Origin of the sequence: Sporotomaculum syntrophicum (assembly GCF_009932395.1) — a bacterium.
GTDB lineage: Bacteria > Bacillota > Desulfotomaculia > Desulfotomaculales > Desulfallaceae > Sporotomaculum > Sporotomaculum syntrophicum.
In genome coordinates this window covers 32,722-48,901 of record NZ_LSRS01000002.1, presented here as the reverse complement: position 1 = coordinate 48,901, position 16,180 = coordinate 32,722, and the positions used below count along the sequence as shown (strand labels likewise).

At 44.4% G+C, this 16,180-nt stretch carries 14 protein-coding genes, 1 pseudogene and 3 riboswitches; of the genes and pseudogenes, 12 read left to right on the top strand and 3 right to left on the bottom strand.

Translation table 11 applies throughout. From position 1 onward, the window contains the following. The first annotated feature begins 10 nt into the window (after positions 1-10). The 8 genes and pseudogenes from SPSYN_RS02645 to SPSYN_RS02615 all read left to right on the top strand — a co-directional run bounded on the left by SPSYN_RS02645 (position 11) and on the right by SPSYN_RS02615 (position 6,212). A complete protein-coding gene (locus SPSYN_RS02645) occupies positions 11-595 on the top strand; it encodes an HD domain-containing protein (RefSeq protein ID WP_243152914.1) in 585 nt (194 codons plus the stop codon). Between the two features lie 87 nt (positions 596-682). Further along, positions 683-1,882, top strand: a complete 1,200-nt coding sequence (folP, locus tag SPSYN_RS02640) for a dihydropteroate synthase (protein ID WP_423828272.1) — start codon at positions 683-685, stop codon at positions 1,880-1,882. 33 nt (positions 1,883-1,915) lie between these two features. Next, on the top strand, positions 1,916-2,278 hold the full coding sequence (gene folB / locus SPSYN_RS02635; RefSeq protein WP_161820973.1) for a dihydroneopterin aldolase: 363 nt from the start codon (positions 1,916-1,918) through the stop codon (positions 2,276-2,278). 23 nt (positions 2,279-2,301) lie between these two features. Beyond that, positions 2,302-2,694, top strand: a pseudogene (gene folK / locus SPSYN_RS02630) (2-amino-4-hydroxy-6-hydroxymethyldihydropteridine diphosphokinase); the annotation flags it as partial. A gap of 117 nt (positions 2,695-2,811) precedes the next feature. Then, entirely contained in the window at positions 2,812-3,441 is a 630-nt protein-coding gene (gene thiE / locus SPSYN_RS02625; RefSeq protein WP_161821392.1) for a thiamine phosphate synthase, read from the top strand. A gap of 9 nt (positions 3,442-3,450) precedes the next feature. Continuing rightward, the gene (locus SPSYN_RS02620; protein ID WP_161820972.1) at positions 3,451-4,095 is read left to right on the top strand and encodes an MtnX-like HAD-IB family phosphatase; all 645 of its coding nucleotides are present in this window, start codon (positions 3,451-3,453) and stop codon (positions 4,093-4,095) included. 117 nt (positions 4,096-4,212) lie between these two features. Further along, positions 4,213-4,449, top strand: a complete 237-nt coding sequence (locus tag SPSYN_RS15680; RefSeq protein ID WP_202623735.1) for a hypothetical protein — start codon at positions 4,213-4,215, stop codon at positions 4,447-4,449. 245 nt (positions 4,450-4,694) lie between these two features. Further along, positions 4,695-6,212 carry an acyl-CoA carboxylase subunit beta gene (locus tag SPSYN_RS02615; RefSeq protein ID WP_161821391.1) on the top strand — a complete coding sequence of 506 codons (1,518 nt, stop codon included), beginning with the start codon at positions 4,695-4,697 and terminating at the stop codon, positions 6,210-6,212. A gap of 159 nt (positions 6,213-6,371) precedes the next feature. Here the strand turns inward: SPSYN_RS02615 and fdhD are convergent, their stop codons facing one another. After that, positions 6,372-7,178, bottom strand: coding sequence for a formate dehydrogenase accessory sulfurtransferase FdhD (gene fdhD / locus SPSYN_RS02610; protein ID WP_161820971.1), 807 nt, complete (start codon positions 7,176-7,178; stop codon positions 6,372-6,374). Between the two features lie 171 nt (positions 7,179-7,349). Beyond that, complete coding sequence (locus tag SPSYN_RS02605; RefSeq protein WP_161820970.1) at positions 7,350-9,467, bottom strand: molybdopterin-containing oxidoreductase family protein; 2,118 nt, start codon at positions 9,465-9,467, stop codon at positions 7,350-7,352. Between the two features lie 474 nt (positions 9,468-9,941). Further along, a riboswitch (molybdenum cofactor riboswitch) is annotated at positions 9,942-10,060 on the bottom strand. A gap of 237 nt (positions 10,061-10,297) precedes the next feature. On the opposite strand from SPSYN_RS02605, the gene mobB reads away from it, so the two are divergent. The 4 genes from mobB to SPSYN_RS02585 all read left to right on the top strand — a co-directional run bounded on the left by mobB (position 10,298) and on the right by SPSYN_RS02585 (position 14,634). Further along, on the top strand, positions 10,298-10,810 hold the full coding sequence (mobB, locus tag SPSYN_RS02600; protein WP_161820969.1) for a molybdopterin-guanine dinucleotide biosynthesis protein B: 513 nt from the start codon (positions 10,298-10,300) through the stop codon (positions 10,808-10,810). 13 nt (positions 10,811-10,823) lie between these two features. Next, positions 10,824-10,942: riboswitch (molybdenum cofactor riboswitch) on the top strand. A gap of 167 nt (positions 10,943-11,109) precedes the next feature. Next, positions 11,110-12,141 carry a molybdopterin-binding protein gene (locus SPSYN_RS02595; protein ID WP_161820968.1) on the top strand — a complete coding sequence of 344 codons (1,032 nt, stop codon included), beginning with the start codon at positions 11,110-11,112 and terminating at the stop codon, positions 12,139-12,141. Next, positions 12,080-13,372: a molybdopterin molybdotransferase MoeA gene (locus SPSYN_RS02590; protein WP_161820967.1), complete on the top strand. Its 1,293-nt coding sequence runs from the start codon at positions 12,080-12,082 to the stop codon at positions 13,370-13,372. The genes SPSYN_RS02595 and SPSYN_RS02590 overlap by 62 nt, the downstream gene beginning before the upstream one ends. Positions 13,373-13,434: 62 nt before the next feature. Beyond that, a complete protein-coding gene (locus SPSYN_RS02585; protein WP_161820966.1) occupies positions 13,435-14,634 on the top strand; it encodes a VWA domain-containing protein in 1,200 nt (399 codons plus the stop codon). 92 nt (positions 14,635-14,726) lie between these two features. Further along, a riboswitch (molybdenum cofactor riboswitch) is annotated at positions 14,727-14,845 on the top strand. 214 nt (positions 14,846-15,059) lie between these two features. Here the strand turns inward: SPSYN_RS02585 and SPSYN_RS02580 are convergent. Then, positions 15,060-16,178, bottom strand: a complete 1,119-nt coding sequence (locus SPSYN_RS02580) for a nitroreductase family protein (protein WP_161820965.1) — start codon at positions 16,176-16,178, stop codon at positions 15,060-15,062. Between the last annotated feature and the right edge of the window lie 2 nt (positions 16,179-16,180).

Here is a 16,180-nt window from a genome sequence, read left to right as displayed (position 1 = left end):
TTTGCATCGGGTGAACCGCATTATCAATGACTCCCTGTATAGAGAATGTGTCGAGCGCAATGCTGTATGCGAGCAAAACAGGCGCTTTTGCCGGCATGATTTACAGCACATGTTGGATGTGGCTCGCATTACTTATTTGTTGGTACTGGAAGCATGTATGGTTAGCAATTCCTTAACTAGTGATATGTCGGGAAAAGAGCCTTTATTGAAAATATTGATTGATGCAGACCCCAAAGAAAATGCGACAGCCATAAATATTTCGGGAGTACTTAGGCAAGTTAAAGAGATAATATTTGCCGCCGGTTTGTTGCATGACATCGCTCGATGGGTGGAATACGAAACCTGCGAAAACCACGCCTTTGCAGGAGCCCGTATGGCTGGTGAAGTATTGAGTCGTGCTGGATTTACTGGTGCTGAGCAAAGATTGATCATTAGGGCTATTGCTGAGCACCGTACCGGTGGCACCGAAGCCAGTCAACTGGGCCGGTATATCTGTCGGGCTGATGATTTAGCCCGCCCATGTTTTCACTGTGCTGCTCGGGACGATTGCTACAAAATCAGCCATATGGAAACTGCCGGTGTACTTTTATATTAGACCGGGCTTTAGACTAAAAAAAGAGTTAGATTAATAAAAAGAGTATCGTTACATAAGGATAAGTTTTGAGAAATCGGGGGGATCATAGTGTCCTTTAAGATGCATAATTTGGTAGTACCAACCTGGACCGGAATTATGGAGGAATTTAGAAAAATTGGGGTAGATCCTGGCGGCTGTGCTGTCATGGCACCAAAAGCGTTGCACCGTATGGTAAAGATATTTGACTTAACACCCCGACAAGCTAACATAATCAAACAGGAAATGCTTGGTAAGGGTGCCGATGCCGCTACTTCCAGGGGTTCTGTGGACTGCTCAGTGGAAAAAACCGATGTACTGCTGATGGGTACCGAAAAACAGTACCGCGAGGTTATAAAAAAATTGCGTATGCAGCCCTTTCAGCTGGGCATTCTGGCCGACCAGCTGGAGGAATTAATCAATAATTTGAGGGATCGTCCGCCCAGGGAGCTAATCTGCAGAGATAAAAAATTGCCCCTGGGAGAGAGGACTTTGGTGATGGGTATTCTTAATGTTACGCCTGATTCTTTTTCCGACGGAGGCAGGTATTATCACATTGATGCTGCCATAGCTCAGGCTCGTCGTATGGTGGATGAGGGTGCCGATATAATTGATTTGGGCGGCGAATCCACTCGTCCCGGTTATACACCGGTAAGCACAGAAGAGGAGCTGGACCGGGTGATACCTGTACTGAAGGTGCTGGTGCGTGAGCTTAACGTCCCCATCAGTGTTGACACCACTAAAGCGTTAGTAGCTCGGCGTGCTTTGGAGGTAGGAGCCCATATAATTAACGACCAGTGGGCGTTGCGGGCAGACCCAGGTATGGCCTCTGTGTTGGCAGAATACCAAGTGCCTGTGGTACTGATGCACAACCAGCAAAATACTATCTACCGTGATTTAATGGGTGACATGGTACAATTTTTTCAAGAGAGCATATCGAAAGCTGAGCAGTCCGGGATACCCAGGGAAAATATAATCATTGACCCCGGTATCGGTTTGGGCAAGACGTCCGAGCAGAATCTTGAGGTGTTGCGCCGCCTTCAAGAGCTGGATTGTCTAGGGCTACCCGTGCTGCTGGGCACATCCCGCAAGTCTATGATCGGCAAAGTACTTGGTTTACCATTAGATCAGAGGGTAGAGGGTACTGCTGCTACTGTTGCGCTGGGTATAGCAAGCGGAACGGATATAGTCCGGGTACATGATGTTAAGGAAATGGTTAGGGTTGCCCGGATGACTGATGCAGTGGTGCGGAATCAACAAAGGACCAACTAGTAGAAGGTGGCGATTTGCCTGGATAAAATAGTAATGAGTAGCATGAGCTTTTACGGGTATCACGGTGTACTACCCCAGGAAAGGGAGTTAGGACAGCAGTTTGTGGTGGATGTGGAACTACAATTAGATTTGCGCAGAGCTGGGGAAAGTGATGACCCCAGTAAAACAGTGAGCTATGCCGAAGCGTATGAGGTAGTGCGACAGGTGGTAACCGGCTCACCCTGTAAATTAATTGAGGCAGTGGCCGAGAAAATAGCTTTCAAATTGCTGCACCAATTTGATGTGCAGCAGGTGCTGGTCCGGGTCAAAAAGCCTGCTGCCCCTGTGCTCGGGCAATTTAGCTATATGGCCGTAGAAATTGTCCGTTCCCAAACCAGGGTGGTGAGCTATCAGTGAATACTCTGCTTGGGGTGGATACAATGGGACCAGTACGTTGTTATATCGGTCTGGGTGCTAATATTGGCGACAGCCGGGCTACTATTGCCGAGGCACTTAAGCGGTTGAATGAATTACCAAATCTGACTGTTGATACTGTAGCGCCCTTATACCGTTCTGCTCCAATAGGTTATACTGAACAGAACTACTTTATTAATACCGTAGCCGAGGTGAGTACCACTTTAACTCCCCGCCAACTGCTTACTGCCTTACAGCAAATTGAGAATGACCTGGGCCGGGTGCGGGTAATGCGCTGGGGCCCACGCACCGTGGATCTGGATATATTACTGTATGGTGAGCAAACCATCCTGGAACCTGAGCTGCAAGTGCCGCATCCCCGCATGACTCAGCGGGCTTTCGTTATGGTGCCTCTGGCAGATTTAAATCCGGGTCTGGTTATTGATGGCCAAAAGGCGCAGTTATTAGCCCGACGCTTAGCGGAGGAGCAAGAAATTTATGCTGAGCAAAGACGATATAAAGATGTGGTGAAAAAAATGAATTGTAATTATAGTTTATACTTGGTTACCGATCGTGCTATTTTAGAAGGTCGGGATCTATATCATGCAGTAGAGGCCGCGTTGCAGGGTGGGGTTACACTGGTACAGCTTAGAGAAAAACATACGTCTAGCCGGGATTTCTATCAAATTGCTCTTGGTTTAAAAGACCTTACCTGTAAGTATCAGGTGCCTTTACTGATTAATGATCGGTTGGATATTGCTTTGGCCGTTGATGCCGACGGTATTCATATTGGCCAGGAGGACCTGCCTCTTCAGGTGGTCAGGGAAATGCTGGGACCACAGAAAATAGTTGGCTATTCTGTTGCAAATATCGAAGAAGCCGTATATGGGGAAAGAAACGGAGCTGATTATCTAGGGGCAGGCCCTGTTTACGCTACCCAAACCAAATCAACTCCTATTGAACCATTGGGAGTAGAAGGACTGCGTAGCATTAAAGAAGCTGTGTCTATTCCCGTAGTAGGCATCGGCGGCATTAATGTGAGAAATGTAAGCCAAGTCAGGAGGTCTGGCGTAGATGGCATATCCGTTGTCTCAGCTATCCTGGGCAGCTTTAATCCGGCCAATGCTTCAAGGGAGTTATATACTGCTTGGCATAAGAAAGATTAGGTAATAAGAATGCAGGTAACAAAAAAAGTAATGTTTGTTGATTTTGATGGTACCATTACCCAGAGGGATACTTGTACAGCCATGGTAGAAACTTTTGCCGGCGAGGGCTGGCTGCAAATTAATGAGCTATGGGAGAAAAGAGAAATTTCCACCGAGGAATGCGCTAACATGACATTCCAGCTTTTCCATGCCACATTGGCAGACTTGAGCAAGCTGTTGGATACAATTCAAATAGATGAAGGCTTCAGTGATTTTGTTGATTTCTGCAGGGAACAAGGCTATCCGGTTTATGTACTAAGCGATGGCTATGACTTTTGCATTGATTATATTCTAAAAAAATTTAAATTTAATTTACCCTATTATGCTAATCACCTGGTCTATGAAAATGGGTTTCGTATCAGTTGTAACTACATTAATCGGAACTGTGGCTTATGTGGTACCTGTAAGCGTTCCTTAATTGAAAGCTTAACTGATACGGGCAGTCAAGTGATTTATGTCGGTGATGGCATTTCCGACACTTGTCCTGCCAGGCGTAGTAGCCAAGTGTTTGCTAAAGGACGACTGTTTGAGTTCTGCCGGTCAGAGGGAATTCCTGCCATACCCATATCCGGTTTTGCCGACGTTCTGAAATACCTTACTTTACATTCCATATAAGTTGTTAATTAACATGTGTACATTTTTTAAAATTCTTTAAACTAATCAGGTGGGTTCATGGTTTAAGATGCGGGGCTTTGTAACTTCCAAATTACAAAAAAGCTGAGGTGACAACATATGGATTATGTGAAGTCTAAAAACCAAAAACATTCTAACTCCACTAATTATTATCTTTCACAGCATGAATTGGAGGAGCTGCAAAGAAAATACGGTCGGCCTGGGGAGATAGCGCCAGGTCAACCAGCGCCCAAAAAACGCAAGCGTTTGGATGAGCATTTATCTGAGCTGGACCGGAGGGGAAAAAATTTAATCGAGCTTAGTGAAATTGATTATGAAAAACCAGTCATCCATTAATACGATAGCGCCGTTTTACGGCGTTTTTTTTGGGCAGTGTGAGTGTCGCCCTTGGCAGCGACGTGCTCGCAGTTCGAAATTAACCTTTAACATATGGATTTACTATGGTTTAATTGCTGTTCGTTAATAGCAGTCATGCTATTATAGCTGAAATTTGGAATTAACTTTTTAATGGGGTGGTACTTGGGCATAATAAAATATAAGGTCTGTATAAGTGTTGAGGAGGATTTTTTACAATAGTGGTTATGCGGAAAAAGATGGCTCAGCTTGATAAGTTAAGGGCAAAAGTACATGCTGGCGGTGGAGAAAATAAAATTGACAAGCAACATAGGGCTGGCAAAGAGACAGCCCGGGAGAGAATCAACTATCTTTTTGACCCAGGTACATTTAAAGAAATAGGAGCCTTTGCCGGTGACCCGGATAATAACCCCGGAGAGGGAGTCGTTACCGGATATGGATTAATTAATGGCAGAGAAGTATATGTTTATGCCCAGGATTTTACGGTTTCCGGCGGTTCACTTGGACGGGTGCACTCCCAAAAAACTTGCAAAGTCTTGGATTTGGCCATGCGCACAGGCGCCCCTATTATAGGCTTAAATGATTCGGGAGGGGCGAGGATTCAGGAAGGCGTAGATGCATTAAACGGTTTTGGGGAAATTCTATACCGTAACACCATGGCCTCCGGCTTAATTCCTCAATTATGCGTGATTATGGGGCCTTGTGCCGGAGGAGCAGTTTATTCGCCCGCTTTAATGGATTTTATTTTTATGGTCCAAAATACGGGACAAATGTTTATTACCGGACCCCAGGTAATTCAAGTGGTAACCGGTGAAGAAGTCAGCATGGAACAGCTGGGTGGGGCTGTGACGCATAGCGAAATCAGTGGTGTAGCCCATTTTATGGGTGAAAACGAGGAACATTGTTTGGATATGGTAAAGCAGTTGCTTAGTTATTTGCCATCCAATAACCAGGAAAAACCGCCGCTTAAGCCCGTTAAAGAGCCATCCGTTAATAAAGAAGAGCTTTTAAACATCATCCCGGATCAATCTTGTCTAACTTATGATGTTAAAAAAATTATTAATGCAATAGTTGATGGCAGTGAATTTTTTGAAGTTTATCCACATTATGCAAAGAATGCGGTTATTGGTTTCGGACGTATTAATGGGCAGTCTATCGGCATTGTGGCCAATCAGCCTGATTACTTGGCGGGTTGCCTGGATATCAACGCCTCCATTAAGATCAGTCGCTTTGTTAGATTTTGTGATGCGTTCAATATACCACTCGTTACTTTTATGGATGTACCGGGCTTTTTACCTGGAACAACTCAGGAATTTGGCGGAATAATCAGGCATGGGGCAAAAATACTATATGCTTATGCGGAGGCAACCGTACCCAAAATAACTATTATCTTGCGTAAGGCCTACGGTGGAGCATATATCGCAATGTGCAGCAGTTCACTGCGCTCTGATATTGTATATGCTTGGCCGATTGCGGAAATAGCAGTAATGGGACCGGAGGGGGCAGTTCATATTACTCATCGTCAAGAAATTGAAACTGCAGCTAATCCGGAAGCAACAAAGAAATTGTTGGTGGAAGAATATCAAGAAAAGTTTGCTAATCCTTATGTAGCTAGTTCCCGTGGTTATGTTGATGACGTTATTGATCCCAGGGAAACGAGACAAAAAATTATTAACGCTTTAAAAATATTAAATAATAAACAGGTAGTTCGGCTTAATAAAAAGCACGGCAACATACCTGTTTAAAACAAGATTAGATAATAATACCTTGGCAACATGGGAGGGCACTTTACAATTCTATTTTTATAAAAATGGAAATGCCCTCTTTTTATATGCAAGAAAGCTACTTAACAAAAAAATTGGTAAGGATATAGCCTGATTATAGTAGTTTTTAATTTTATGGAATTATTGATTTTTTACTACCCGGTATTCATGTGAATAAATAGTAAACTTGTCGGTGCGCACAAATCCCACAATAGTAATGCCGAATTCCTTGGCCAGATTAACAGCCAGCTCCGTGGGGGCGGAACGAGCAGCAATAAGCGGGATACCCATTTTAGCTACTTTAATTAATATTTCAGAGGCTATCCGCCCGCTAAAGATCAGAATTTTATCTGACAAAGTAACATTGTTTAACAGAGCATGGCCTGCTACCTTGTCTACGGCGTTGTGTCTACCGACATCTTCATAAATAAAAAGTATTTTTTCATTTGTACAGAGCGCGGCACTGTGCGAGCCACCGGTTGTCCGGAACAGGGGAGAATTTCTCTCTACCTCATTGCATAAAGAAAAGATTTCGCCTGGCGTTATTTTAATTTTAAGATCGGTAGAGACGGGTGTTACTCTTTTAGCACTATTAAAAAAATATAGGGAAGGGCCTCCCCGGGAGCAGCTTGTTGTGACCAGACGTTTGACAAATTTATCTTCGGTTACACCTTCTGTCGTAGTTTCGACTTTGACTGTTTTGCCGGCCTGATCAATAGTAATGCTTTTAATGTCTGACGAGTGTTGTATTAATCCCTCGGAATACAAAAAGCCTATCACCATTTCCTTAAGATCGTACGGGGAACAAGTCATAGTGGAAAATTCAAAATTATTTAATATTAAGTTAACGGGTACCTCCTTGATAACCTTGTCTTCGCAGGTAGAAAAGACACCGCTTCTATACCTGGTTACCGGTATTAAAGTATAAGCTTCGGTTAACTCAATCACACTTCTCCCTCCTTAGCTATATAGGGTAAGGTATAATTATTTATAAACAGGACGGTTTGATTATTAAATAACGCCGGTATCGTACATAATCTCTAGTATGACACCGACGTATCTTTATTTTACAATATTATTAAGTTTTAGTCTAGAATGAGTCAAAATAGTGCATTTGACTTATCTTACAACCTCTTTATAGACTGTTGTAGAACCTAGCTCAGTTACTTGGTCTAATTTTACCAGGCGGACGGCATTACCTCTCATAGTAATATAACCGGACACTTTGTCCCTAACCATAGCATCCAGCAGCACATTAACGTTGGAACCTGCCCAGCCGTGAGGAATAGATACCGCACCAGGTCTGATATCTTCTGTTACATGGGCTTTAATCTTAATCATGCCGCGCGGTGATTCCACGCCCATCAATTCGCCATCGATAATGTTATATTTCTTGGCGGTAACCGGATGGATCATGGCATGTGGTTCTTGCATGATTGCCCGCAGGCCGGGTACATCGTGCATTTGGGCTCCGATATATTCCTGGTGCCTGGCGCCGGTGAGCAAGATTTCCGGGTATTTTGCAGCCAGTTCCGGATTGGCCACGTAGCTTTGTTCCGGCTCAACATGGCTCGGCAGGCCATCCGCTCCCAAAGCTTCCATTTGTGCGGAATAGAGTTCTACTTTACCGCTATCGGTAGCAAAGCCGATTTTTTTGTAGACTTCATATTCTATTTCACCGAAATACATACCTTCAGGATGCTCGACCAATTGCTGATAGGTGACCCCGGTAGTGGAGAATAGATGTTCCGCTACCTCTTCGTCGGTTTTCCAGGGGAAGTACTCGCCTAAACCAATTTGACGTCCCAACTCACTCCAGATGCTCCAGATCGGCTTGCTTTCATACAGTGGCTCAATGACTTTTTTACGTAGCATAATGTAAGGTGTGCAGTGCGTAATACCATAGGGGAAGCCACCAACACCGGTCTCTTCTATAAATGTGCAGGCCGGCAGAGCATAATCAGCCAGCTGACTGGTTTCGGTCATATAAGGGTCAATGCTGACAAATAACTCGGTATTTTTCATAGCCTCGATAAAACGTCCCGTATCAGGGAAGGTCAAAACCGGGTTGCTGCCCGAGCTAATGAAGGCCTTGATCGGGTACGGTTTTTCAGTAATCATGGCTTCGGTCATCATGGATGCAGAGCCGTATGGCGGAGTACGTTTGTTAAACTGGTGGAAAATCGGGTATTCGTCGTAGCCCAAACTTTTTTCTTCGACGGGCACGCGCAGGTCGGCTAGGCGAACTTGCGGGCAGGTGACCCATCCGCCAGGACGGTCGACTTTGCCGGTAATAGCGATCAAAATGTTAAAGCATCTTTCAGTTTGCAGGCCGTTTTGATACTGGTTCAAGTGGCCTACACCTTCCAAAATAGCGGCATTTTTGGTATTGGCAAACATCCGGGCGACTTTTCTAATATCTGTGGCCGCTACGCCGCTGATTTCTGCGGCCCACTCCGGTGTCATATCCTTAACGTGTTCGGTCAACTTATCAAAGCCGGTGCACCAATTTTCAACAAATTCGTGATCATACAGGTCTTCTTCAATGATAGTGTTTATCATAGCTAGGGCAATAGCGGCGTCAGTGCCCGGGCGGGGTTGTAAGTAAAGACCTTCATTGGCTAGCGGAATTTTGCGTACGTCAATAACCACCAATTCCAATTCACCGTTTTGAAGTCTTTCACGAATATCTATGCCGATTGGGAAGTAACTGGCCTCCGGATTATGTCCCCAGAGAATAATCAATTTGGCATTCCGCGGTTGTTCTACCGGATAGCGTCCAAAGGTGATCTGGCGGGCCAGGATCCGGGTACGGAAGCAGATGCCTTCAGGGTTAAAGAAGTTAGGGCTGCCGTAAGCTTTGGCAAAACGCTGGTTAAAAGCAGCCATTTCAAAGTGCTCAACGCCTACTGAACCGGTCCAGGTTGCCAGGGTGCGGGCACCGTATTTTTCGCGTAGCTCCAATAGTTTGTCGCCGATTTCTTTGTAGGCCTGTTCCCAGGAGATCCTTTCAAATCTGCCCTTGTCAATTCTTCCGCCAACCTTCTTCATCGGGTATTGCAGGCGGTTAGTGGAATAGGTAGCCTCTACCAGAAATTTAGCCTTGGAGCAGATTTGACCTTTGTTTAGCCAGTGGTTTGGGGTGCCTTCAACTTTTACCAGTCTCCCATCTTCTACGTAGCAATCAATGCCACAGCAGTTAATGCACAAGCCACAGTCAGTTTGAATTTTTTGCAATTTGTTCAACCTCCACTATTTAGTAATTCATTTAACTGAAACGATTTTAACTTACCCTAAGTATGTAACCTTGTTCACCTGTAATGAGGCGTTTAAGATCTTAGCTAAGCTTTGACATACCAGGTTGATCGTTAGCCTAACTTTTAGGCAAGTTAATTTTGAATTAATATATCCCTAATGGCTCACCCCCTTTGATTGCTAACCAACCTTGGTCACGCATGCTATCAGGGATAATCAAATGCTGGTAGTTAGTTAATTGCTAAGTATGTATTAAGCTCGTCCATTAATGCGGGCAAGATATAAAAATAAAAAGCTCTATCCCAATTTGAAAAGGATAAAGCTTTTGTAAAAGATATCTCAAGCCGTTCGGCAATGGTAAGCATATCGATTTCACAACACACTTAGACTTTTCAGTCACCATGCTTAAAGGCTTTAAAAGCTTTATCCGGTACAAGAAAAGGATAAAGCCTTATATTAGAAAGATACCTTTCTCCTTTCCGCAATGGGGGGCATATCGGTTTCCTGACATACCTTAACGTCCAGTTAACCATACTAAGGGTTTAGGTAAAACTGGCTCGGAGAAGTATTTATTTTTTGATTATAATAGCATATATCCGACACGATTACAATATAATCAACAATAAAAGTCAAGATTTTTGTAAGCTAATAAAAATCTTGACATAAATAATTTACTTATATATTATTTTTTAAGGAGGATTATTAAGTATAATAGTTAGTATTCCTTAATAAAATAACGCTATTTTGAACTTTAGCGTATTTACACTGTCAAGTCAAGCTTATAAAATGTAGCCTATTTAAGGGGATAGCAAATGATTTTACAGAATCCAGGGTGTGCACCGGTAATTGGTCTGACCGGGTTTTCTAACACAGGGAAGACAACTTTTTTGGTAAAGTTGATTGCTGAGTTAAAAAAACGTGGCTACCAGGTTGGAGTTGTCAAACATACCCATCATCATGTAGAATTTGATCAACTTGGTAAAGATACATGGCGGCATGCACAGGCTGGTGCTGATGTAGTGGCTTTAGCTACACCTGATGGTGTGTCTATGGTTAGAAAGTATGAGTCCGATCCTGGACCAGAGGCGGTTATTTCAATGATTAGCGGGGTAGATATAATTTTAGTTGAAGGGTATAAAAGGGGTAATTGGCCTAAAATAGAAGTGTACCGTCACGATGTATCTGAAAGACCGGATATTCCGGGAGATGAACTGTTGGCCGTGGTAAGTGATGTTCCCCTTGATAGTAGAGCTCCATTTTTTGAACCGGATGATGTTGCAGGGGTGGCTGAATTAATAGAGAAATTCGCCTTGAGAACAAGTTAGGATGTACATACAATAAAATACAATACTCCGAGTCAGTCAACCTAAGCTTTTAAGTATGGTGTTCTGACCGATAGGGTGCATTGGGAAACTGGTGTGCCTCCCTTTGTGGAAAGGAGAGAATTGCCTTGTTTTTTCAAGCTCTGTTCTTTCTTTTCAGGACAGAGCTTTTTTGTGTTTATCAATCAGGCTAATTGAGGGTTATTAAGTTTTTGGCTAATAAATTATCTAATTATACAGTTAATGTTTTTTGCTAAGTTGGTACGAGACGATGTTTAAGGAGAAAATTGGGAGGGATATTAATGCAAAAGGTACCTGTAACCGAAGCGGTGGGTATGGTTCTTTGTCACGATATTACCAGAATTATCCCTGGCAGTAAAAAAGAACGGGCTTTCCGTAAAGGTCAAATTTTAACCAATGATGACGTCCCTAAGCTCCGTGATTTGGGCAAAGAACATATTTATGTGTGGGAGAACTTAGATAATCTTGTGCATGAAGACGAAGCTGCCTTGCTCCTGGCAAGGATCGCAGCTGGACCGGGGTTATATTGGGATGAACCAAACCAGGGCAAGGTAAGTTTGCGAGCTTCCTATGACGGCATGCTGAAAGTGCGGGGCGATAGGTTGAACCAGCTTAACTGCTTAGATGGGGTAGTCTTGGCTACTGTGCATAATAACCGGGTAGTCTCTAAAGGTCAACTTGTGGCCGGAACCAGAGTTATTCCGTTAGCGATACCACGTGAAATTCTAAATGAAGCTGAAGCGAATTGCAGTGAGTCGGAGCCATTGTTATCTGTAAAACCTTTTCTGCCACTTTCAGTTGGCGTCATCACCACCGGGAGCGAGGTTTTTTACGGACGGATTAAAGACGGTTTTACCAGTGTTGTAAGAAAAAAAGTTAAAGCTTTTGGCGCAAAATTATGTGGACATGAAATTTTGCCTGACGATCCGAATAGGATAACTACTGAGATCCTTAGCATGGTTGATAAAGGAGCGGAAATGGTGATACTAACCGGCGGCATGTCGGTTGACCCGGATGATGTGACACCTACCGGGATAAGGGCAACCGGGGCCGATGTTGTTTCTTATGGTGCGCCGGTATTGCCTGGCTCGATGTTTATGCTGGCTTACCTGGGTGAAGTGCCAATTTGTGGGCTGCCGGGCTGTGTGATGTTTAATAAAACTACAGTTTTTGATCTGGTACTACCGCGTATTTTTACCGGTGAACGCTTAACAAAGTCAGATATAGTGGCGCTGGGCCAGGGCGGGCTGTGTGAAGAATGCGAAACTTGCCGATATCCGGCCTGTGCTTTTGGTAAATCGACAGAAATCTAACATGAGAGGTGGGGAAAGCCTGGTGCTTGAGAATATCGAATTAGAAAAGGCCCAGGATATTATCTTAGATCATGCTAGGGTGATGCCGGCAGGGTCTTTACCTCTGCTGCAAGCCTTGGGCCGCATAGTTGCTGAAGATATAGCAGCGGAGCATGATATGCCCCCATGCGCACAGGCAGCAATGGATGGTTATGCTGTGGCCGAAGGTGGTGATGGTGTTTATAAAGTCATAGAGCGTCTACGACCGGGAGAAATATCCGCCGTTTCGCTAAGTGCTAATCAGGCTGTCGGGGTGGTTACCGGCGGTCCGTTGCCTGGTGGGGTGGTGGCAGTGCTACCTGAAGAGGCCGTTGAGCTGAAGGGAGATTTTATTACATATCGTAAATCAATTGAACCCGGCAGCAATATTAAGCCCCCCGGCGAGAATTTTTTAAAGGGCGACCTACTCGTGCGAAAGGGGACTTGCCTAAGTGCTGGCATAGCAAGTGTTCTCGCATCGTATGGCATAGATGAAGTGATTGTGTATAGGAAACCCCGGGTTGCTATTTTGAGTTTAGGAGCAGATATTGTTTCTCACCGGGAAATACCAATGACGGGACAAATGCGGGACAGCAACGGCGTGCTTTTGGCCGGTTTGGTCATGCAGGAGCAGGGAGAGGTTATCGATGTTAGAGTTGCCGGAGTTGATAATATTACTCAAATCGGAGAATTATTTGAAAAGTTGCTTGAGCGTGCTGATATTCTGATAACCATCGGTGGTGCTGCTTACGGTGTCTGCGATCAGGCGTTCCCCTTAATCGAGCAAAGCGGAGCAGATATATTGTTCTGGGGAATTCAAATCAAACCAGGCAGCCACAGTGGCGCAGCCGCTATTGGGGAAAAACTGGTGATTTCACTGCCCGGAAGCCCATTGGCCTGTGCGGTTAGCTTCAACTTACTGGCTGTGCCGGTTTTGCGTGCCATGCAGGGTTTGGCGCCACATCAAGTCAGGCTTTCTGCTATATGTACCAATGCTTTTGGGAAAAAAGGCGGCCCACGGCGTTTTGTGCTGGCCAATGCAGCCTGTGCCCATGCCGGGTGGAACGTAAAAATATTGCCAGGCCAGAAATCGAGCATGACCAGAGCTTTTCTCAGCGACTGGAATGCGATAATAGATCTCCCGGCGGGTCACCCTCCGGTTGAGAAAGGTGATGCAGTGTCAGTTATTCTGCTCAAACCGGCATATTTTTAATGCTCCGTTTGAGGAAGGTTGCAGGCTGATTTGACGTTGAACATAATTGGGGGTGTTACCCCGTGTTTATAAATTTCTTATATGAGCTTAAGAAAACCGGTGTGCCAGTATCTCTAGTCGAGTGGATGACTTTAATGGAAGCCCTGAGCAAGGGACTGGCATTTTCCAGCTTACGTGAATTTTATCATGTTGCTCGAACGGTTCTGGTAAAGAGCGAAACTCAATTTGATAATTACGACCTGGCTTTCCAAAATTATTTTAGCGGCATTGAATCTCCAGCTAATTGGGTTGACGATATTTTAGGATGGTTGAAGGACGGGTTGCCGCCCCAAATACTAGTGGGTGATCAATCACTGCCTCAGGATCTTGATGAGAGGGAAAAACAGCCGGAGTTTACCGAAAAGACAGAGAAGCAGGAGCAAAACAACCAGGAGGTTTCCAATGCGGTGGCCAAAGATGGCGGCATGTATTTTGGACATGGTGGTTTTAACCCGAAAGGGAACCGTATTGGTGGTGTGCCGGGTAATTTCTCAGCAATTCAGGTGGCAGCCCGGCGTGATTACCGGGGATACCGCAGCGATGTTATTCTTGGGGTAAGAAGGTTTGAAGCAGCTTTGCGAGTCCTGCGCGAGCTTACCAATCTCCATGAAGGCGTTAAAGATGAATTGGATATAAACGGTACTATTGACGCTACCTGCCGTCATGCCGGCAGGTTAGAACTTGTCTGGGCGCGCCCGCGTAAGAACAATTTGAAAATAGTGCTGGTGATGGACTCAGGTGGTTCAATGGATATGCATATTAACCTTTGCAGCCAGTTATTCAGCGCCTTCAAACGCTCAAGTCATTTAAAAGATCTAAGAATATATTATTTCCATAACTGTATCTATGATAACCTATATGTGAAGCCGGCCTGTATTGGAGAAAATGCCATTGCAACACATGATTTTTTACGTAATTTCGATGTTAATTACCGGTTAATTATTATCGGTGATGCGAGTATGGCCGAGAGCGAATTACTTGCGGTCAACGGGGCTATTGACTGGGACAACAGGAATCAAGAGCCGGGACTTGTTTGGTTAAAGCGTCTGGCCAGGCATTTTTCACACGCTGTATGGCTAAATCCGATACCGACTAAGGCCTGGAATGAGCAATTGAATTACCGCGCCCGTTCCATTAATATGATCCGCAAATTGATTCCTATGTTTGAGCTGTCGGTAACAGGTCTGGAGAAGGCGGTTAAACAGCTTAAGGTAAGCAATTGAATGCTTATAAATAAAGACAAAAAAATTATAAAAATATAATGATTTTGCAGGGATTGTGTATAAACATGTGGAAGTATTAATTAAGTGGCTAAAATCAAATATTTCTCCGAGCCTGTCAAACCTAAGCCAAAGGTATGGTTGCCAGGCCCTTAGGGTACATTGGAAAACTAGTGTGCCTCCCATTGTGGAAAGGAGAGTATGGCTTTTTGAAAAGAAGCTTTATCCTTTTGCATAATAGGGTAAAGCTTTTTTATATTAATACGGCAGACCAAATGTTAAGTTTCATTTAGGTTAAGCTGTTAATATGTTACACTCCTTAACAACCCCGGTTCCCCACACAGCCGGGTGCTTTTTTTTGCTCCACTTTTGACCTGCTCTATACTTGTGTTATACTTTTTAAGTGTTAAATTTGTTAAGTGCTATTTCTAACGCCAGGCGACATTTGCTTTTTTCCTTACGGGAATGCGGTGGTATGGATAACGGGGATAACCAATCAGCATAGCCCCAAAGCACTGGTGTCCCTCAGGCAGGCATAAAGCTTCATGCATGGGTGGATAGAAATTGGCGGCGGCATTGAAATATCCTGCCCAGCAGGCACCTATACCGGCTGAAAAGGCGGCAAGTTCAAGGTAAGTTAGAGCTATGGTGCAGGAGGTTTGAGCGCTCGGCAGGTTTGACTGGGCATGGGCAATGATAACATGCGGTGCCCCGTGACAAATTCGATCTATTCCTTTATCCCAATCGTTAACCAATCGTTTCAGGTTCATACTTTGGGCCATTTCGGGCTCGTTAGTTATTACCTGGCGCATCCATTCTATAGTTAAGCCGGAAAGAAAGTTGACCTCTCTAGAATTTTCGATAACCAGCCAATTTACCGGCTGGGAATTTCTTGCGGTCGGGGCATAGCAAGCAATATCAATGATACTGGACAATGCTACCCTGTCTACCGGATCTGTTTTGTAAACGCGTATCGACCTTCGAGTGCTCAGGAAGTGCCGGACTTGTTCTGGGGAGGGTAGGAGACTCGCGTCAAATTGTCCGCAATCCTCCGGTTTCATTGTTTGCGTGGAGACAGGCCCATAATATAAGGAACCATCCTGGTCAACACATAGCTCACCGGGCTTGATTGTTTCAAGGGCAAGAGCTCCGGTGGGACAAATTACAACGCAATGACCGCAGCGAATACATTGTTTTTCAGCTTGTTCTACCGGGATGGGGAGATTATCCTTTATATTTAAAGTAATTAGCTGTAATGGACAAACCTCTGTACAAATGCCATCGTGGTTGCATTTTTGGGGATCGATTTTTAGCAAGTTATTTCTTATAAAGCTGTCACTATCTTCCATTATTTTGTTAATGGTAATGGCTTGGTTTGGGCATGATGAAACGCAGTGATGACAAAGGATACATTGTTGCTCCGCTCCCTCGATCCAGTGAGGAAGTTTATCTTGTTTATTTATACTAATTAACTTACCCGGGCATGAGACCGCACAAATGCCGCTGCCCTTGCATTTTTGGGGATCAACTAAAAACTGTTTGAGCAATT